An 18,916-nucleotide genomic window follows, 5' to 3' on the forward strand; every position below is an offset into this window, starting at 1 on the left:
TCTACTCAAGCACTGGCGCTACTCTTGGTTTATAATCCTTCGCAACCTCAGCAATTAATCGAATATGATCTGGAGTTGTACCGCAGCAACCGCCAATGATATTAATCAAATTATCGTCTAAATATTCTTTGATCAAAGCCTGAGTTTGTTCCGGCGTTTCATCATATTGTCCGAATGCGTTTGGTAATCCAGCGTTTGGATGTGCCGACACATTAAAACTTGTGTTATGCGCTAATGTTTTTAAATATGGTTTCAGCAAATCGGCTCCAAGAGCGCAATTGAATCCTACACTTAATAACGGAATATGCGAAACTGAAATCAAAAACGCTTCGACTGTCTGCCCAGAAAGTGTTCTTCCAGAAGCATCTGTAATTGTTCCCGAAACCATGATTGGGATATCAAGATTACGTTCTTCTTTCACTTCTTCGATTGCAAAAAGTGCTGCTTTTGCATTTAATGTATCAAAGATTGTTTCTACTAAAAGCAAATCACAGCCACCATCCATTAAAGCTTCTGCTTGTTGTTTGTAAGCAATTCGTAAATCGTCAAACGTTACGGCTCTGTAACCTGGATCGTTTACATCTGGTGACATACTTGCTGTACGGTTTGTCGGTCCTATTGAACCTGCTACGAAACGAGGTTTCTCCGGATTTTTTGCGGTAAACTCATCGGCTACTTGTCTCGCGATTTTTGCCGATTCGTAGTTTAACTCGTAAACCAAATCTTCCATGTGATAATCTGCCATACCAATTGTCGTTCCAGAGAAGGTGTTGGTTTCTACAATGTCAGCACCAGCTTCATAATAAGCGGCATGCACATCGCGAATCGCTTGTGGTTGTGTTAGGGATAGTAAATCGTTATTTCCTTTTAACGGGTGTGGAAAATCTTTGAAACGCTCTCCTCTAAAGTCTTCTTCTGAGAAATTATAGCGTTGCAGCATAGTTCCCATTGCTCCGTCAAGGATTAGGATATTTTTTTTTATTGCTTCCTGAATTGTTATTGCCATGGCTTCTTTTTTTAGCTTCTAAGACACTGAGGTGCTAAGGTGCTAAGTTTTTTTTATTATGATTGTGAAGTTTAAACCTAACAGGTTTTTAAAACCTGTTAGGTTTGCTTCGGATATTTTTTCACATTAATTCCAAAAGTGCACTATTGCTGGCTCATTAGCCCCGATTGAAGTGGAAATTATTTTGCTTTTTTCTTTAAAAAGCAAAAGAATTGCAACGAAAAGCGGGAACTATTGACTGCAAAAATGCGCCAATGATTCGCTCCTGATACAGAATCTGTTTCAGTAAATATTATATGTTATCGAGAAAAAGTTTTGAGAAATACGAGTATGTATTTGTGTTATCTATCTTTAATACTGGAAAATGTCGTATAAAGTAGAATTTAGCACCTTCTTTATGATAAAGGGTTGCTAAGGTTTCATCGGGTCTATCCCTCCGCCTTTCGTGATAACTGACAATAATTTTAAGAACAGTGCAAAGGTATGAAATAGGCTTTCTATTTGCAAATGTTTTTTTTCTAAGGTTCTGAGGGACTTAGGTGCTAAGGTTCTAAGGTTTTTCTTTTACGTGATTTAGCTCCGGAGGAGCATAATATTTATAGAAAAACAACGTGCACAAAACAAAAACTCCAGCGGAGGGGCATATATTTCGCTCCGCTGGAGCTCTTTTGCAAACGAACAATTTCTTTCTATAAATATTTCATCCCGCTGGGATTAATAAAAAAGCCAAAACTGTTTTCTTAATATAGCCCGTGGTTTCAACCACGGGAAACGTATTGTGATAATCCTTTTTTTGTAATCATGCATCTTGATTAGCGATATGTCTATTCGTTGCGTTCCAGTGGTTGAAACCACTGGCTATGTTTTATTATGTTTTCTAAAAAAAAGCTCAAACTTGTTGTCAAGTTTGAGCTTTCTATATAAAAACCTAAGAACCTTAGTCCCTTAGAACCTCAGCACCTTCGATTAAACAATCGCCTTAACAACTGCTTTTGGAGCTTCTTTACGAGTTCCGTCGAAACCGTCTACACCAGAAACTGTTGTATATTTCAATACATATTTTTTACCTGGATTGATGATTTGATAAGCTGCCTGGCACATTAAAGTTGCTTCGTGGAATCCGCAAAGGATTAACTTTAATTTTCCTGGATATGTGTTTACGTCTCCAATAGCAAAGATTCCCGGAATGTTAGTTTGGTAATCTAATGCATTGTTTACTTTGATTGCATTTTTTTCGATTTCTAATCCCCAGTCTCCAATTGGACCTAATTTTGGAGTTAATCCGAAAAGTGGGATGAAATAATCGGTTTCGATTTTACGGTGTGCCCCGTTTTCTTCGATATCTAATGATTCAACGTGCTCAGCACCATTAATTCCGATAACTTCTGCTGGTGTAATTAATTTAATTTTTCCAGCTGTTTTTAATTCCTGTACTTTTTCTACAGAATCTAAAGCTCCTCTAAATTCGTTTCTACGGTGAATTAAAGTTACTTCTGAGGCTACATTTGCTAAGAAGATACTCCAGTCAAGTGCTGAATCTCCTCCTCCTGCAATTACAACTCTTTTATCTCTGAATTTTTCAGGATTTTTGATGAAGTATTTTACTCCTTTATCTTCATAAAACTCGATATCTTCAATAAGTGGTTTACGCGGCTCAAAACTTCCTAAACCTCCTGCAATTGCAATAACCGGAGCGTGGAATTTTGTTCCTTTGTTTGAAGTTACAATGAAAGTTCCGTCTTCTTGCTTTTCGATTGTTTCTGCACGTTCTCCTAATGTATAACCTGGCTCAAATTGTTTAATTTGTTCTTGTAGGTTATCAATTAAATCTCCGGCTAATACTTCCGGAAATCCAGGAATATCATAAATGGGTTTCTTTGGATATAACTCTGATAGCTGCCCTCCTGCTTGTGGAAGTGCATCTAAAATGTGGCATTTTAATTTTAACAATCCTGCCTCGAAAACGGCAAATAAACCTGTTGGTCCTGCTCCAATTATAAGTATATCTGTTTTAATCATTATGTTGTTGTTTATAATCATTCTTAATAACGCAAAGAAACGAATAAATCCTTGTACTTTCAATGATTTTTATCATTTATTTCTCTCCGAAACTTTTTTACTCTTTATTTTTTAATGAAGAGGTAATCTCGTTCATTCTTTTAACCTTTTCTTCAAAATTGCCTTTGAGTGTTTTTCTGTATTCATTCAGATTCTCAACCATTTGATTGATATCTTCCGGAATTACTTCTTCAAAAAACTCACGTAATCTCTTGGCTGTTGTAGGCGATTTACCATTGGTTGAAATAGCAATTTTCACATTTCCTTTTGTTACGATGCCACCTAAATAATAATCACATAAATCTGGTGTATCGGCAATGTTGCAAATCAAATAACGCTTTCTCGCTAAATCGTAAACCTTTTTATTTACTTTTAAATCGTCTGTACAGGCAATTACCATGTGACGCTTTTTGAGCATTTTCTTTTTAAACTTCGATCTTGTCAATTTTATCGAAGGATGTTGCTCTGCCAAAACTTTAATTTCTAAATGAAATTCTTTTGCTACTACCTCAACATTTGCATTCGGACTTGACTTTAGCAAGAAGGAAAGCTTTTCCAGACCTACATTTCCTCCGCCTACAATTAGTATATTTAAATTGTGAAGCTTTAAAAATATTGGATATAATTCGTTTTGTTCCATTTTAATTTAATTTCATCCAAACAAAATTAGATGATTTTTTGATGAATAATCGAATTAAATATTCATACTTTCCTGAGGTTGAAACCTCAGGCTATGTTTTTCTTACTTCCGGATTTCTTTTGATAGAAATTCTTCGTAAAATCCTTTTAATTTATTGCTTTCGCGGACAACTTCACCCAAAACAATAATGGCTGGAGAACCTAATTCTTTTTCTTTTACAATATTTAGAATAGAATTTACTGTTCCTACCCCTATTTTTTCTTCTGCTGTTGTTCCGTTTTGGATGATCGCAACGGGTAAATTTCCTTTGTCTTCTTTTTGAAACAAATCGACAATTTGAGGCAATTTGTGCATTCCCATCAAAATCACAACTGTCGCGCTTGATTGTGCAGCCAAAGCTATATCCGAAGATAATTTTCTATCAGATGTTGTTCCTGTAATCGCCCAAAAACTCTCTGAAACGCCACGTCTTGTAATCGAAATTCCTTGATTGGCTGGAACAGCAACTACAGAAGAAATTCCGGGAACTACAATGGTTTCAATTCCGAAGCTTTCGGCAAAATCAACTTCTTCGCCGCCTCTTCCAAAAATAAACGGATCTCCGCCTTTTAATCTTACTACGTTTCCGTAAGTCAGTGCATTATCTACAATCAGCTGATTGATTTGATCCTGCGTGTAAGCATGATTTCCAATTCTTTTTCCAACAAAAATTCGGATAGCATTTTTTGGTGCATAATCCAGAATTTCTTCGTTGGCTAAAGCGTCGTATAAAACCACATTTGCTTCAGCCAATGCTTTTACAGCTTTTAGCGTAAGTAAATCAGGATCGCCCGGACCTGCACCAACTAAAGTTATTTTGGGTTTTATATTAAGCATTTTCTAATTCCTGAGCTCTGAAGGTTTCAATTTTATCAAAGAAAACTACTGCCTGAGCAATGTAATCTTTAGCGAAAGCTTCTGATGGTTCATTTTTATTGATTTGGTAAACCAAGTCTTTAAAAGTTGAGTTCAATTCGATTTTATTATTTTCAATAAAAACAGTATCAAACAAGTCTACAATTCCTGCGTGATGGTTTGTTTTTTGGTTTTCTGCCAATAACAATGCTTTAGCACCATTTACAAATCCTGCATAAGCATGATAAATGGCATCTGACCATTTTTTCTCGTCGAATGATTCTTGAGCTAAAAACAATTTTTCTTTTGCTTCAAACAGTAATGTAGCAACCAAATCGATCACCACTCCGGCACATTCTCCAACTCCAACTGCTTTTACGTAATTGTCTGCATTACCCCAATCTACAAAATCCGCTTCTGTTAAATTGGTAACATCTGCGAAAGGTTTTAAGATTTCATAGAAATATTTCTCTCCTTTTGCATCGTAATAATTAAGGAATTTTTCTCCGTTTGCATTAGCATCAAAATCATTTAAGATGGTACGCAATGCATCTGGACCTCTACGGCTTGGAATTTTAATTACTTTATCGGCAAAACGTCCTGATCCGTTTCCTAATCTTCCTCCGCCTAATAAAACCTGTAAAGCCGGAGCAACCAGTTTTCCTGAGTTGATAGACATTCCCTGGAATCCAATTGCAGACATATTATGCTGTCCGCAGGCATTCATACAACCGGAGATTTTAATTTCGATTTCACGGTTGTTTAAATACTGAGGATATTCTGCCGTTAATACTCTTTCTAATTCTTCTGCAATACCGGTACTACTTGCAATCCCCAAATTACAAGTATCAGTACCCGGACATGCCGTAATATCTCCTGTAGAATTGTATCCTAATTGAACAAAATCCAGTTTAGCTAATTCCTGATAAAAGAAAGGTAAATTCTCTTCTTTTACGTGTCGTATTACAATATTTTGACGCAATGAAAAACGTAATTCATTTGCTGCGTAATTTTTAATTAATGCTGCTAATAATCTGGCTTTATCGGTATAAAAATCTCCTAATAAAACTTTGATTCCAATAGCATAATAACCGTCTTGTTTCTGCTTGATTACATTCGATTTTTTCCAGGCTTCATAAGTTGCAGTATCTTCAATTGTAACTTGAGGCACTTTTAAAACTGGTTCTTCGATTGGTCCTTCAAAAGCAGTAGTATCAATTTCGTATGTTTCAAAAGCGATCGCTTTTTTCTCTTTTTCAACCAAATCAAGGAAAACATCTCTTCCCATTTCTTTGATTAAGAATTTCATACGCGCTTTCATTCTTTTTGCACGCTCACCATATCTGTCAAAAATACGGATGATTCCTTCTGCTGTTGGAATGATTTCGTTTACCGGAACAAACTCTGAAAGCAATTCAGCATGTGCTGGCTGAGATCCTAAACCTCCTCCAAACATGATTTTGAAACCTTTTTGTCCGTCTTTAATTTTCGGAATAAATCCTAAATCATGTAAATAACTCAAAGCGGTATCTTCGTCTGAAGATGAGAACGAAATTTTGAATTTACGTCCCATTTCCTGACAAATTGGGTTTCTTAACAAATATTGAAAAAGTCCATGTGCATAAGGCGAAACATCAAATGGTTCATTTACGTCTACACCTGCTAATTCACTTCCTGTAATATTTCTAACGGTGTTTCCACAAGCTTCACGAAGTGTAATATCGTCTTTAGCCAAATCTGCCCAAAGTTCTGGTGTTCTGTCTAAACTCACATAGTGAATCTGGATATCCTGACGTGTCGTTATGTGCAAACGTCCTGTAGAATATTCATCAGAAACTTGTGTGATACGCACTAATTGCTCGCTGGTCACTTTACCGTAAGGCAATTTGATACGAATCATCTGAACGCCTTCCTGACGCTGACCGTAGATTCCACGCGCTAAACGAAGACTACGAAAACGCTCATCATCAATTTTTCCTCCACGGAATAAATGAATCTTTTTTTCTAATTCGATAATCTCCTTCTGAACTACCGGATTTTCTATTTCTGTTCTAAAACTTTCCATTTCTCTTTAGTTGTTGGTTGTCAGTTGCTGGTTGTTGGTTTGCTGGCAGATAACTATCAACCAAAAACCATCAACTATCAACTAGCGAATGAATCCTACTCCTGCTGTTGTGTTTGTTGCTGTATCAATTAAGATAAAAGCTCCGTTTGATTTGTTTTCGTTGTATGAATCAAAATATAACGGTTTGCTTAATTTGATCGTTACTTCTCCAATTTCGTTAATAGCTAATTGAGAAGCTTCTGTCGTTCCTGAGTAATCCGTAGCAATTGTATTTTTAATGCTTTCAACTTTTGCTAAAACTCTGTTTGTATTATGCTGTACCAAGTATTTAGTTCCTGGAACCAGTTTTTTACTGTCCATCCAGCAAACTGTTGTGGTAATATCTTTTTCAATTTTTGGAAGTTCTGATGATTTTACAATCATGTCACCTCTCGTTACATTGATATCATTTTCTAATTCGATTGTGATCGAAGAACCTGCAACGGCTTCGTCAAATGTTTTATCGAAAAAGTGAATTTTTGATACTTTTGATTCTGTCAATGAAGGAAGAACCGTTACAGCGTCTCCAACTTTAATTGAGTTTCCGTATAATTTTCCGGCGTAACCTCTAAAATCGTGGTATTCTTCGGTTTTTGGACGAATTACCGTTTGAACTGGAAAACGTGCTTTTCCTGCTTCAAAAACATCCGAAGCGTGTAATCCTTCTAAATGTTCCAATACAGTCTGTCCGTCGTACCAAGGCATATTCTCTGATTTGTCAACTACGTTTCCACCATTGATTGCACTTAACGGAATGTAACTTACGTTTTGCTCTTTGAATGTACTTTTAGCATTTAATGCTTGGAAATCGGCTTTGATTTTATTAAAAACTTCTTCAGAGTAATCAACTAAATCCATTTTATTAATGGCAACAATTACCTCTTTTACTCTCAATAAATTATTGATAAAAAAGTGACGGTAAGTCTGCTCAATAACTCCTTTTCTGGCATCAATTAAAATAATAGAAACCTGAGAAGTCGAAGCTCCTGTAACCATGTTTCTTGTATATTCTACGTGACCCGGAGTATCGGCGATAATGTAACTTTTCTTTGCAGTCGAAAAATAAATGTGCGCAACATCAATCGTAATTCCTTGCTCTCTTTCTGCTACTAATCCATCAGTTGCCAAAGAAAAATCAAGATAATCGTATCCTTTTTGTCTGCTGCTTTTTTCGATTGCTTCTATTTTATCAGTCGTCAATGATTTTGTATCGTACAATAATCTCCCGATCAAAGTACTTTTTCCGTCATCTACACTTCCTGCTGTTGCTATTTTTAAAACGTCCATCTTATATATTGTTTCAGGTTTAAAGTTTCATGTTTCATGTTCTCTCGAAACTTATAAATCTGTATGTTTTTGTTTTTTCTTGATTCTAACTTTTAATACTTTCTGAATTGCATTTACAATTAACAATTCATCATTAACAATTATTAAAAGTATCCTTGTTGCTTTCTCTTTTCCATTGCAGCTTCAGAACGTTTATCATCAATTCTGGCTCCTCTTTCAGAAATAGTTGATGATCTGATTTCGCCTACAACTTCTTCGATTGTTGCTGCGTAAGATTCAACGGCAGCAGTACAACTCATATCTCCAACGGTTCTGAAACGAACAATTCTTTCTTCGATTTGTTCGTCTTCTTCCTGATACACAAAAGGAGAATGTGACCAGATTAAACCGTCTCTCAAAAAAACTTTTCTTTTATGTGAAAAATAGATTGATGGAATTTCGATTTGTTCTTTTTCGATATAACTCCAAACATCTAATTCTGTCCAGTTTGAAATTGGAAAAACACGAACGTTTTGTCCATTTTCGATTTTTCCATTCAAAATATCAAACAACTCAGGTCTTTGATTTTTTTCGTCCCATTGTCCGAAATCATCACGAACAGAGAAAATACGTTCTTTAGCTCTTGCTTTTTCTTCGTCACGACGCGCACCTCCAATACAAGCATCAAACTTAAATTCTTCAATTGCATCTAAAAGTGTTGTCGTCTGCAGGCTGTTTCTACTAGAATATTTTCCAGTTTCTTCAACGACTTTTCCTTCATCAATAGCATCCTGAACATTACGAACGATTAGCTCTAAACCTAATTCTTCTACTAATTTATCTCTGAAAGCGATTGTTTCAGGGAAATTATGTCCCGTATCAACGTGTAATAGAGGAAACGGAATCTTAGCAGGGAAAAATGCTTTTTGCGCTAAACGCACTAATGTGATAGAATCTTTTCCTCCTGAGAAAAGTAAAACCGGTTTGTCAAACTGTGAAATTACTTCTCTGAAAATGTATATCGCTTCACTCTCTAAAGCGTTTGTTTTTAATACTGAACTCATTGTTTTTTGTTTGATATTTTTTAGCCTCAAGTTTTAGATTTTAAATTGTGAGTTACTCTAAAACTTTACACTATTTATTCTGTTCTCTTTATTCTTCATCGGGTTAAAACCCATAAAATATAAATTTCTTCTCCAACCTCTCCCCGGATTAAAATCCGGTGCTACAATATGAATCGTTCCTTCGGAACTTTAAATCTATATTCTTTATTCTATTCTCTATTTTCTTGCCTTTTGCTTCTAACTACTCTTTCTTAGCGCTATGCAAACCACACTCTTTATGACTTGATTCCCACCACCATCTTCCGGCTCTGATATCTTCTCCCGGGAAAATTGCTCTGGTACAAGGTGCGCATCCAATACTTATGAAACCTTGTTTGTGCAATGCATTTTGAGGTACATTATTTTCCGAAAGATACGTTTCAACTTCTTCTAAAGTCCACTTTAGAAGTGGATTGAATTTGATAATTTCGAAGTTTCCATCGTATTCAAACAAATGTAGGTCTTGTCTGTTTTCTGATTGTTCGGCTCTTAATCCTGTAATCCAAACTGAATTTCCTGCCAAAGCTTTTCTTAACGGCACTACTTTTCGAATAAAACAGCATTCTTTTCTGTTTTCTACCGAATCATAAAAGCTGTTTGGTCCTTTTGTTTTTAGTAAATTTTCAACCGCCGCAGCTTCTGGAAAATAAACTTCAATAGGTCTTTTGTACTTTTTTAATGTTTTGTGAAAAACGTCGTAAGTTTCCTGAAATAACCTTCCTGTGTCTAAAGTAAAAACGGTAATATCAGTATTACTTTTTGCAATAAAATCAGTAATTACCTGATCTTCCTGACCAAAAGAAGTAGAGAAAATTACTTTTCCCGGATATTCTTCTGCTAAAAAAACTAAGGTTTCATCCAGCGAAAAATCTTTAGTTTTATCTAATAATTCTTGTATAATAATCGCACTCATAATCTCTTTCTCCCTATCTAAAGAATTACAATAATTTAGATAATGTTTTTAAACTCAATAATATAATTAGAATCCCAACCGCAACCATCATTGGTTTTCTTTTAAATTTATTTACCAAATAGGCTGCTAATGGCGCTGCTATAACTCCTCCTAAAATTAATCCTATAATTACCTGCCATCCATGAATTCCGCCAAAAAGCATAAATGTGATACCACTTGCAAACGAAATTGCAAACTCAGCTGCATTTACAGAACCAATTGTATATCTAGGGTTTCTTCCTCTTCCCAGTAAAGTTGACGTCACAATTGGACCCCAGCCGCCACCGCCAACAGAATCCATAAAACCTCCAAAAATAGCCAAAGCGCCTAATTTTTTAGTTTTCTTTTTTACAATGCTTTTTTTCAGTGCTTTTTTAATGATGATAACTGCCAGAATAATCATGTAAACCGCAATAAACGGTTTGATAATATCTCCATTTATAACATCCGACAATAAATAAGCTCCTATTATCGAACCTAAAACTCCTGGAATCAATAAATGTTTTACCAGTTTTTTGTTGATATTCCCAAATCGGTGATGTGAAAGTGCCGATGCTCCGGTTGTAAACATTTCAGATACGTGAACTGCCGTACTGCTTACAACTGGCGGAACTCCATAAGCCAATAAAAATGACGTTGAAGTTGCTCCGTAACCCATTCCTAATGTGCCGTCTACTAATTGAGCAAAAACTCCAATAGCAAAAAACACTAAAAATTCCTGATTAAATCCCTCAATAAAGCTTTCTACAGAAAACTCTGTGTAGTGATTGTAAATCAATGTTGATAATAAACCTACTAATAAAACAACAGGAATTACAACCCAAAGCTTTTCTTTTATTGATGTATCTGACTTAAAGCCAGCACTATTTATTTTTAGTTCTTTCTCCATATCAGCGATTGAATTTGTTTTTAAACCAATTACCCTATCGGGTTAATAGATTACTTTGCAAAAATACTACTTATTTGTAATAATCAAAACAATATTTCGATTTTTTTAAAGCGCTAATTACGCATGCATTACATTCTAAAAGAGATATTTAAAACTTTGGCAGATTAATTTCACAAATAATGCGATTTTAAAAGATATTTAAACAATATAAATGCTTAAAATGTTTGCGTATTAATTAGATATTTTAATCTCTACAATATCTATAGGATAATTATAAAAATGTCGTATTTTAGCGCCAAACTTTTTTTATGGATTTTCAGATTGGTCTTGTAATCGCCGGGTTAGTAGTTGGTTTTATTGTTGGGTTGACAGGTGTTGGAGGTGGTTCTTTAATGACTCCTATTTTATTATATTTTAATATTCCGCCAACAACGGCAGTTGGAACAGATTTACTTTATGCTGCTTTTACTAAAGCCGGAGGCGTATTTGTTCACAATAAAAAGGGAAACATCAACTGGAAAATTACCGGCTGGCTGACACTAGGAAGCGTACCAGCAGCCTTAGTAACTTTATGGATATTAAACAGCATTAAAACAGATATTGAAACCATAAATAGTGTCATTAAATATAGTTTAGGCTGGGCTTTATTGTTTACATCGGTTGCGATTATATTTAAAAATAAAATTTTAAAATATTCTCAGAAACATGCGGGAGATAAATTCCATAGCGAAAGCACTACTCAAAATATGCTTACAATTGGAATTGGAGTTTTATTAGGCGCTACGGTAACTTTAACTTCTATTGGAGCGGGCGCTTTAGGAACTGTGACTTTGTTTTTCCTTTATCCGCTTTTGCCTACACCTCGTTTGGTAGGAACCGAAATTGCGCATGCTGTTCCTTTGACTCTTGTTGCTGGAATTGGACACGCCTCTATGGGAAATTTAGACATAGCGCTTTTAGGGCAATTATTACTTGGGTCGCTTCCAGGAATTTATATTGGGAGTAGTTTGAGCGGAAAAGTACCTGATTTATTCCTAAGAAATGCGATAGCGGTAATGTTGTTTATGGCAGGATATAAACTGATTTTTTAAAGAAATAAAAAAAATGCCCATTTCAGAAATATTGAAATGGGCATTTTTTATTTTAAGTAAATGTTTAAAAAGCAATATCTGCTAAAGAATTACTTTCTAATATTTTCAGTGTATTATCTCTAACTTCGGTCATTAAACGTCTTGCAGCACAAGTCGATTCGTCATCGCAATCGTCGCATTTTTCATAGAAATTATGACTCGCACATGGAAGCAATGCAATTGGCCCTTCGAGAATTCGGTAGACTTTTGCCATGCTGATATCTTTTGGATCTTTTATCAAATAATAACCACCGCCTTTTCCTTTCTTGGCGCCAAGAAATCCGGAATTACGAAGTAATAACAAAATACTTTCCAGAAATTTAATCGAAATATGTTCACTTTTGGCAATTTCGGCAATTTGTACAGGTTCGTTATTTTCTCTCCTGGCTAAATATGTAAGAGCTTTAATTCCGTATTTTGTTTTCTTTGAAAGCACTATTTATAATTTTAGATTTTAGAATGCAGATTTTAGATTTTATCTAAGATAAACAAACTACCTATTTTTCTGAAACAAAAATAAGCTTTTTAAACGAGAAAAATAACAGATTCAATTTTAAATTCTACTAAATCAGTATAGTTTAACTAATTTGGTTCGTTTGCGCCAATTAAATTAAACTCATGAAAGGTTTTTATATTTTCTTCTAATCCTTTTTTATTCACCACATAAGTACCCGAAATCGAATCATGCCAGCCTCTTGAACCGCCTAGAAAAGTTAAGGCATCGAAAGGAATTAAACGGCACAAACTTCTTCTAAAAGCAGTTCCAAAAGTTGGTTTTTCTCCATTCTCATCTACAACAATAGTTCCCGTAATAAACTTACCTATCGATCTTCCAAATAGTCCTTCCAAGACAGTATAATAAACTATAGATATGACTATTACAATAATATTCCAGCCTAAATCTCCTAAATTATCAACCCATAATCCAAGTTCAGTTAACTCAAATAATGCGGTAAGGATACCAATTAAAACTCCAATTGCAATTAAGATGATCGCAAAAAAGATCAAATCGATTATATAATTTAAAAAACGTGCTCCAGTGGAAGCCAATAATGTTTCGTCTAAAACGTAAGTAGAATTGCTCATGATTTGATTGGTTTAATTATGAATAGTTTTGATTCGCTACTAACAAAAATATATTTTTTACTCAAACAATCACCAAAAAGAATGACGATTTTTAACAGTAATAAATTTACAGTCAAAAATCGTCATTATATATTTAGAAAATCTAAAATGATTTAATCAAGCGCTTGTTTTAAATCAGCAATAACATCTTCTACGGTTTCTAAACCTACAGAAACACGAACTAAACCCTGTGTGATACCAACTGCTAATTGATCTGCTTCAGATAATTTGCTGTGCGTTGTAGAAGCCGGATGCGTAACAATTGATCTTGTATCGCCAATATTTGCCGATAACGAACAAAGTTTTATTGAATTCAGGAATTTTCTTCCTGCTTCGATTCCGCCTTTAATTTCAAAAGCAATAATGTTACCGCCTAATTTCATTTGTTTTTTGGCAATTTCATATTGTGGATGCGATTTCAAGAACGGATATTTCACGCTGTTTACATTTGGATGCGCTTCTAAAAATTCCGCTACTTTTAATGCATTTTCGCAATGTTTTTCAACGCGAATTGCCAAAGTCTCTAAACTTTTTGACAAAACCCAAGCATTAAACGGCGATAAAGCCGGACCTGTATTTCTTGAAAACAAATAAATCTGTCTGATTAAATCTTCGCTTCCAACGGTTACACCGCCTAAAACACGTCCTTGTCCGTCGATTAATTTTGTTGCTGAATGCACTACTAAATGAGCTCCAAATTTAATTGGCTGCTGTAAATAAGGCGTTGCAAAACAGTTATCGATAATTAAAATCAGATTGTGTTTTTTAGCGATATCACCCAACAATTGCAAATCAATTACATCTACACCAGGATTTGTTGGCGATTCTGCGTATAATATTTTTGTATTTGGTTTGATGAAACTTTCAATCGTTTCCGGTTTATTGATTTCAAAATACGATGTTTCGATATTCCATTTTGGAAAATAAGTCATAAACAGAGCATGCGTTGAACCAAAAACGCTGCTTGCAGAAACAATGTGATCTCCAGCATTTAATAAAGCTGCAAATGTTGAATAAACTGCCGCCATTCCAGTTGCGAATGCGTAACCAGCTTCAGCTCCTTCCATCTTGCAGATCTTCTCTACAAATTCGGTTGTATTTGGATTGCTGAAACGGCTGTAAATGTTTCTTTCTTTTTCTTCTGTAAAAGAAGCTCTCATATCTTCGGCATCTTCAAAAACAAAGCTTGACGATAGGTACAAAGGCACCGAGTGTTCCAGATATTGAGATCTTTCTAATTGTGTTCTTATGGCTTGTGTTTCAAAACCAAATTCTTCTGTGTTCATTGTGTTGTTTTTTGTTTTGTGTTTTTTGTTTCAGAGTTTCAGGTTTCAAGTTTTTGTATAAACAAAAACAAAACTTAAAATCTTAACTAAAACGAGTATAATCATTTACCAATTCAAGCATTATCTAATTGGCTAATTTCCAAATTATCTAATGCTCAAATTGATTAATTTACTTTTTCTAATTCTTCGTTGTTTAAAACCACTTTGTAGTTTATTGTAGCTGTTGGTTCGATTGTTTTAGAAACAGAGCAGTATTTCTCGAAAGAAAGCTGTGCGGCACGCTGTGCTTTTTCTGAATTAATATCGCCTTCTAAATAAAAAACCACATTTATTTCTTTAAAAGGTGTTGCTTCACCCACTTTTACGCGCTCTCCTTCTACCTCAGCATTAAACGAAGTGATTTCCTGACGCTGTTTCTTTAAGATCGAAATCATATCAATTGCACTGCATCCTGCAACGCCCATTAAAACCAATTCCATTGGACTTGCGCCTAAATCGCTTCCGCCAAATTCAGCTCTGCTGTCAACGTCAACTATATGGCCGCGTTCATTTTTAAGTTTAAAATGAAAAGCGTCATTTACTCTGTTCAAAGTTACTTTCATTGTATTGTTGTTTTTTGTTTTTTTTTTATTCTTGTCATTGCGAGGAACGAAGCAACCTCACTAACAATTACACAAAGCTTGATTTTGCAAATGTGATTGCTTCGTTCCTCGCAAGGACAACTAGACTTTTTATCCTTTATCTGACAATCTCAAAATATCTCCAAAAACTCCTCTTGCTGTTACCGCAGAACCTGCACCAGCTCCTTGAATAACAATTGGACGATCTCCGTAAGATTCTGTGTAAATTTCGAAGAAAGAATCAGAACCTTTTAAACCGCCTAAAGCTGTATCTGAAGGTACCGAAACTAATTTTACTTCTAGATCTCCTTTGTCATTTTGCAAATCACCAGACAATTCGCCAATGTATCTTAATACATGATTTGGTTTTTGGTCTGCTTTTATTTTATCGTAAATTGGGTCGAATTCTTTTAATTTGGTTAAGAAATCGGCAACGTTTCCTTCGCGTAAATGTTCCGGAATTAGGTTTTGAATAGAGATTTCTTCAAACTCATTTTGTAAATCTAATTCTCTTGCCAAAATCAATAATTTTCTTCCCACATCATTTCCGCATAAATCCTCACGCGGGTCTGGTTCTGTATATCCATTATCAATTGCTTCCTGCAGAATTTCGCTGAACGGAGCATCTTTTGCAGAGAAATTATTGAATAAATAGCTTAATGTTCCCGAAAATACTCCTTTTATTTTTGTGATGTTTTCACCAGAAAGATGCAGTAACTTAATCGTATCAATTAAAGGTAATCCCGCACCAACATTGGTTTCGTATAAATAATTCTTTTGATTTTCTGCTAAAGCTTTTCTCAATTCTTTATAGAAACCATAACTTAATGTATTGGCAACTTTATTTGACGAAATTAAATCGAAACTGCTTTCTACAAGCGGAATATAATTTTCTACAAAAGCAGCACTTGCTGTATTATCAATTGCAATTAAATTCTCTAAATGATATTCATTTGCATAAGCGATAATGTCTTTTATTGTGTAAGACTCCCCTTTAGATTCAATATCTGTTTTCCAGTTTGAAGTTACGCCGTTTTTATTTAAAAGCAATTTTTTAGAATTGGCAATCGCAAAAACATTCAGCTTAACATCTTTACGTTTTTCAATTGCAGAAGCCGATTCTAAAATTTGGTTAATCAACGTTCCTCCCACTAATCCGTGACCGAAAATAGCGATGTTGATTTTTTTAGAAACTCCAAAAATCTCTCCGTGAATTACGTTTAAAGCTTTGTTTAGTTCTTCTTTTTTCACAACCAAACTCACGTTTTTACCCGTAACTGTATTGTTGAATAATATTGGAACTATTTTATTTTTAATTAATGCTGTATAAGGTTTATGGAAAGTACTTAAATCCTGACCGATAATTGAAATTACAGACACATTATCTGTTACTGTAATCTGGTTTACATCTTTAGAATAAAAGTCGTTTTCGAACTCTTTTTCTAATTCAACCATTGCAAGCGTTGCTTTATCTTTGGCCACAACCAATCCAATTCCTCTTTCTGAAGAACCTTGAGAAATGATGCTTACGCTGATGTTATGATCGCCCATTACTTTAAAAATTCGGGCATCTACTCCTGATTTCCCAAGTAATCCGCGTCCTTCCAGATTTACCAAAGACACATTTTCTAAAACAGAAAGTGTTTTGATTCCTTCTTTAGCCGAATTTGAAGTGATTAAAGTTCCGTGGTTTTCGTGATTGAATGTATTTAAAATACGAAGCGGAATGTTTTTTTCTAACAACGGAATAATCGTTTTAGCGTGCAGAATTGTTGCTCCAAAATTGGCTAATTCATTCGCTTCATTAAACGACAGGTATTCGATTTTTTTAGCATCGGCTACTAAATCAGGATTTGCCGTGTAGATTCCGTCAACGTGTGTAAAATTTTGAAGTTCTTCGGCATCTAAATAATTAGCAATTAACGAAGCCGTGTAATTACTTCCGTTTCTTCCTAAAGTTGTGGTGTCGTTGTTATTATTTGAACCAATGAAACCAGTAACGATATTTACCGTTTCTCCGTTATGTAATTTGAAATAATTGATTACGTTTTTCTTAGACAATTGTTCTAAAGGCTGTGCGTCTCCAAATTTCGAATCGGTTTTTAATAACTCTCTTGTATCTACAAAATTGGCGGGAATTCCTTTTCCAACTAAAATTGAAGTCAATAATTTAGCCGAAAGCAATTCGCCTTTAGACAAAATCTGATCTTTAATTTTATTGCTGTAATCGCCAATAAGACTTACACCTTCAAAAAGTTTATCTAAAATATTAAATTCTTCAGATAGATCAACTTGAGGAAAATCTGAAATCTGATAGGCTTTAAAGCTTTCTAACAACGGTTTGTAGTTTCCGTTTTTAGCCGCAATTCTTAAAATATCTTCTAATTCATCTGTTGCATTTCCACGGGCAGAAACGACTACGGCAATTTTTTCGCCTTGATTTACTTTATCAGAAATGATCGAAACTACTTTGTTAAGTCCTTCTCCGTTTGATAATGATTTACCTCCAAATTTTAATATTTTCATTTTATTTTGCTATTGTTTCTGCCTTAAAAATATCGGCAAGTAAATGATCTAATTGTTTGTACTCGATTAAAAAAGCGTCATGTCCGTGAACCGAATCTATTTCGCTGTAAAAAACATTGTTTTTAAATTTCTTTAATTCATTGTAAGTTTCCAGATTTTCTTTTGGTGTAAAAAATAAATCTGAATTGATTGCCACGATATGAATCGCTGCGTTTGTTTTGGATATTAAAGCCTCGAAATCCTCGCTATTTCTGGTAATATCTATGGTTTTAAGCAGTTGGTTCATCAATTTATAAGATGCTAATTGATAACGTTTCTGCAGTTTTTTGCCGTGATGCGCCAGCCAGCTTTCAATATTAAAAATCAAAAGATCCTGGTTGATGGTGCGTTGAAATTTTTCTTTGAATGATTCCGGAGAACGGTAACACAGCATAGCGTGAATTCTCGCATCTTCGATTGGTTTAGACGAATTGTTTAAAATTTGTTCCTGCAGATAGCAGTTAGCAATCATCCAGTCAGTCGATTTCCAATCAGTTGCAATAGGAATTAGATTTTCGGTAATGTTGGGTTCCAATGCCAAAATTTCCCAGGCAATACCGCCGCCGACAGAACCGCCAATTATGGCAAATACCTGTTCTATGTTTAAGGCTTTTAATCCTTTGATGAAAATTCTCGCAATGTCTCTGGTTGTAAAATCCTGATAGTTTTCGATTATAAAAGAATCTGTTCCGTTTCCGGGAACATTAAATGCCAGAACCGTATACTTGCCGGTATCTATTGTTTTATCATCTCCAATTAAATCGCTCCACCAGCCGTTTTCGCCGGTAACATCGGCATTTCCTGTCAGGGCATGATTAACCAAAACAATTGGAGCGGTATGCAAAGGAAGACCAGAAAGTGTAAAACTTAACGGTAACGACGGATATAGTGCACCACTTTCGGTGATGAAATCTTGTATTAGGATGGGACTTGGTATATTTTCCAATTTCAAATCTTTTTAATTTTGATTTGTGTGGAAATATTAGAAAGAAAGTCTAGAGTTGAAACTAGAAAAATTCTTGTTGTTATCTTTCCACGTTTGGGCGTGGTAGAATGCAGCACCTTCTTCGATTTAACGAAGGGTTGCTAAGGATTCATCGGGTCTAATCCCTCGTCCTTTCTTTATAACATTTCAATACGTGTTTGAACTTAACGGTGCAAATTAACTACTAATTTCTTAAACTAACAAATTTTATCGAAACTGATTGCTCAATTTCTTAAACATACTTCAATCAGAAACTATTGTACGCAAAAAATTACCGAACAAATTGCCCAGTA

At 34.9% G+C, this 18,916-nt stretch carries 16 protein-coding genes and 2 riboswitches; of the genes, 1 reads left to right on the forward strand and 15 read right to left on the reverse strand.

Going from position 1 to position 18,916, the window contains the following annotated elements:
- Position 1: 1 nt before the first annotated feature.
- The 9 genes from AC1RRQ_RS06025 to AC1RRQ_RS06065 form a co-directional block, all read right to left on the reverse strand.
- Positions 2-1,006: a homocysteine S-methyltransferase family protein gene (locus tag AC1RRQ_RS06025; protein WP_493022112.1), complete on the reverse strand. Its 1,005-nt coding sequence runs from the start codon at positions 1,004-1,006 to the stop codon at positions 2-4.
- Between the two features lie 338 nt (positions 1,007-1,344).
- A riboswitch (SAM riboswitch) is annotated at positions 1,345-1,461 on the reverse strand.
- 511 nt (positions 1,462-1,972) lie between these two features.
- Positions 1,973-3,025, reverse strand: a complete 1,053-nt coding sequence (locus AC1RRQ_RS06030) for an NAD(P)/FAD-dependent oxidoreductase (protein WP_493022113.1) — start codon at positions 3,023-3,025, stop codon at positions 1,973-1,975.
- A 97-nt stretch (positions 3,026-3,122) separates the two neighbouring features.
- Positions 3,123-3,704: a precorrin-2 dehydrogenase/sirohydrochlorin ferrochelatase family protein gene (locus AC1RRQ_RS06035; protein WP_493022114.1), complete on the reverse strand. Its 582-nt coding sequence runs from the start codon at positions 3,702-3,704 to the stop codon at positions 3,123-3,125.
- 102 nt (positions 3,705-3,806) lie between these two features.
- Positions 3,807-4,580 carry a uroporphyrinogen-III C-methyltransferase gene (gene cobA / locus AC1RRQ_RS06040; protein ID WP_493022115.1) on the reverse strand — a complete coding sequence of 258 codons (774 nt, stop codon included), beginning with the start codon at positions 4,578-4,580 and terminating at the stop codon, positions 3,807-3,809.
- Positions 4,573-6,663 (reverse strand): ferredoxin-like domain-containing protein, encoded by a 2,091-nt coding sequence (locus AC1RRQ_RS06045; RefSeq protein ID WP_493022116.1) that lies wholly within the window; start codon positions 6,661-6,663, stop codon positions 4,573-4,575. Before AC1RRQ_RS06045 ends, cobA begins: the two co-directional genes overlap by 8 nt.
- 81 nt (positions 6,664-6,744) lie before the next feature.
- Positions 6,745-7,989: a sulfate adenylyltransferase subunit 1 gene (locus AC1RRQ_RS06050; RefSeq protein ID WP_493022117.1), complete on the reverse strand. Its 1,245-nt coding sequence runs from the start codon at positions 7,987-7,989 to the stop codon at positions 6,745-6,747.
- A gap of 143 nt (positions 7,990-8,132) precedes the next feature.
- Positions 8,133-9,032 carry a sulfate adenylyltransferase subunit CysD gene (gene cysD / locus AC1RRQ_RS06055; protein WP_057117574.1) on the reverse strand — a complete coding sequence of 300 codons (900 nt, stop codon included), beginning with the start codon at positions 9,030-9,032 and terminating at the stop codon, positions 8,133-8,135.
- 241 nt (positions 9,033-9,273) lie between these two features.
- Positions 9,274-9,984 (reverse strand): phosphoadenylyl-sulfate reductase, encoded by a 711-nt coding sequence (locus tag AC1RRQ_RS06060; RefSeq protein WP_493022118.1) that lies wholly within the window; start codon positions 9,982-9,984, stop codon positions 9,274-9,276.
- 25 nt (positions 9,985-10,009) lie between these two features.
- The gene (locus AC1RRQ_RS06065; RefSeq protein ID WP_493022119.1) at positions 10,010-10,912 is read right to left on the reverse strand and encodes a sulfite exporter TauE/SafE family protein; all 903 of its coding nucleotides are present in this window, start codon (positions 10,910-10,912) and stop codon (positions 10,010-10,012) included.
- Between the two features lie 308 nt (positions 10,913-11,220).
- Here AC1RRQ_RS06065 and AC1RRQ_RS06070 point away from each other — a divergent pair, with 308 nt between their 5' ends.
- On the forward strand, positions 11,221-12,003 hold the full coding sequence (locus tag AC1RRQ_RS06070) for a sulfite exporter TauE/SafE family protein (protein WP_493022120.1): 783 nt from the start codon (positions 11,221-11,223) through the stop codon (positions 12,001-12,003).
- A gap of 64 nt (positions 12,004-12,067) precedes the next feature.
- Here AC1RRQ_RS06070 and AC1RRQ_RS06075 read toward each other — a convergent pair whose 3' ends face one another.
- From AC1RRQ_RS06075 to AC1RRQ_RS06100, 6 genes are all read right to left on the reverse strand, one after another.
- Complete coding sequence (locus AC1RRQ_RS06075) at positions 12,068-12,478, reverse strand: RrF2 family transcriptional regulator (protein WP_012023576.1); 411 nt, start codon at positions 12,476-12,478, stop codon at positions 12,068-12,070.
- Between the two features lie 146 nt (positions 12,479-12,624).
- Positions 12,625-13,128, reverse strand: coding sequence for an RDD family protein (locus AC1RRQ_RS06080; RefSeq protein ID WP_493022121.1), 504 nt, complete (start codon positions 13,126-13,128; stop codon positions 12,625-12,627).
- Positions 13,129-13,280: 152 nt separating this feature from the next.
- The gene (locus AC1RRQ_RS06085; RefSeq protein WP_493022122.1) at positions 13,281-14,453 is read right to left on the reverse strand and encodes a trans-sulfuration enzyme family protein; all 1,173 of its coding nucleotides are present in this window, start codon (positions 14,451-14,453) and stop codon (positions 13,281-13,283) included.
- A gap of 164 nt (positions 14,454-14,617) precedes the next feature.
- The gene (locus tag AC1RRQ_RS06090; RefSeq protein ID WP_493022123.1) at positions 14,618-15,055 is read right to left on the reverse strand and encodes an OsmC family protein; all 438 of its coding nucleotides are present in this window, start codon (positions 15,053-15,055) and stop codon (positions 14,618-14,620) included.
- Positions 15,056-15,184: 129 nt separating this feature from the next.
- Complete coding sequence (thrA, locus tag AC1RRQ_RS06095; protein ID WP_493022124.1) at positions 15,185-17,599, reverse strand: bifunctional aspartate kinase/homoserine dehydrogenase I; 2,415 nt, start codon at positions 17,597-17,599, stop codon at positions 15,185-15,187.
- Position 17,600: 1 nt separating this feature from the next.
- Positions 17,601-18,584: an alpha/beta fold hydrolase gene (locus AC1RRQ_RS06100; protein ID WP_493022125.1), complete on the reverse strand. Its 984-nt coding sequence runs from the start codon at positions 18,582-18,584 to the stop codon at positions 17,601-17,603.
- A 76-nt stretch (positions 18,585-18,660) separates the two neighbouring features.
- Positions 18,661-18,769: riboswitch (SAM riboswitch) on the reverse strand.
- Positions 18,770-18,916: the final 147 nt, after the last annotated feature.

The sequence above is a fragment of the Flavobacterium sp. GW821-FHT12A05 genome (genome assembly GCF_058807735.1).

Excerpts from the sequence above, each read along its gene's own strand:
- AC1RRQ_RS06025 (WP_493022112.1), bottom strand. The coding sequence starts at position 1,006 with ATGGCAATAACAATTCAGGAAGCAATAAAAAAAAATATCCTAATCCTT.
- AC1RRQ_RS06030 (WP_493022113.1), bottom strand. The coding sequence starts at position 3,025 with ATGATTAAAACAGATATACTTATAATTGGAGCAGGACCAACAGGTTTA.
- AC1RRQ_RS06035 (WP_493022114.1), bottom strand. The coding sequence starts at position 3,704 with ATGGAACAAAACGAATTATATCCAATATTTTTAAAGCTTCACAATTTA.
- cobA (WP_493022115.1), bottom strand. The coding sequence starts at position 4,580 with ATGCTTAATATAAAACCCAAAATAACTTTAGTTGGTGCAGGTCCGGGC.
- AC1RRQ_RS06045 (WP_493022116.1), bottom strand. The coding sequence starts at position 6,663 with ATGGAAAGTTTTAGAACAGAAATAGAAAATCCGGTAGTTCAGAAGGAG.
- AC1RRQ_RS06050 (WP_493022117.1), bottom strand. The coding sequence starts at position 7,989 with ATGGACGTTTTAAAAATAGCAACAGCAGGAAGTGTAGATGACGGAAAA.
- cysD (WP_057117574.1), bottom strand. The coding sequence starts at position 9,032 with ATGAGTTCAGTATTAAAAACAAACGCTTTAGAGAGTGAAGCGATATAC.
- AC1RRQ_RS06060 (WP_493022118.1), bottom strand. The coding sequence starts at position 9,984 with ATGAGTGCGATTATTATACAAGAATTATTAGATAAAACTAAAGATTTT.
- AC1RRQ_RS06065 (WP_493022119.1), bottom strand. The coding sequence starts at position 10,912 with ATGGAGAAAGAACTAAAAATAAATAGTGCTGGCTTTAAGTCAGATACA.
- AC1RRQ_RS06070 (WP_493022120.1), top strand. The coding sequence starts at position 11,221 with ATGGATTTTCAGATTGGTCTTGTAATCGCCGGGTTAGTAGTTGGTTTT.
- AC1RRQ_RS06080 (WP_493022121.1), bottom strand. The coding sequence starts at position 13,128 with ATGAGCAATTCTACTTACGTTTTAGACGAAACATTATTGGCTTCCACT.
- AC1RRQ_RS06085 (WP_493022122.1), bottom strand. The coding sequence starts at position 14,453 with ATGAACACAGAAGAATTTGGTTTTGAAACACAAGCCATAAGAACACAA.
- AC1RRQ_RS06090 (WP_493022123.1), bottom strand. The coding sequence starts at position 15,055 with ATGAAAGTAACTTTGAACAGAGTAAATGACGCTTTTCATTTTAAACTT.
- thrA (WP_493022124.1), bottom strand. The coding sequence starts at position 17,599 with ATGAAAATATTAAAATTTGGAGGTAAATCATTATCAAACGGAGAAGGA.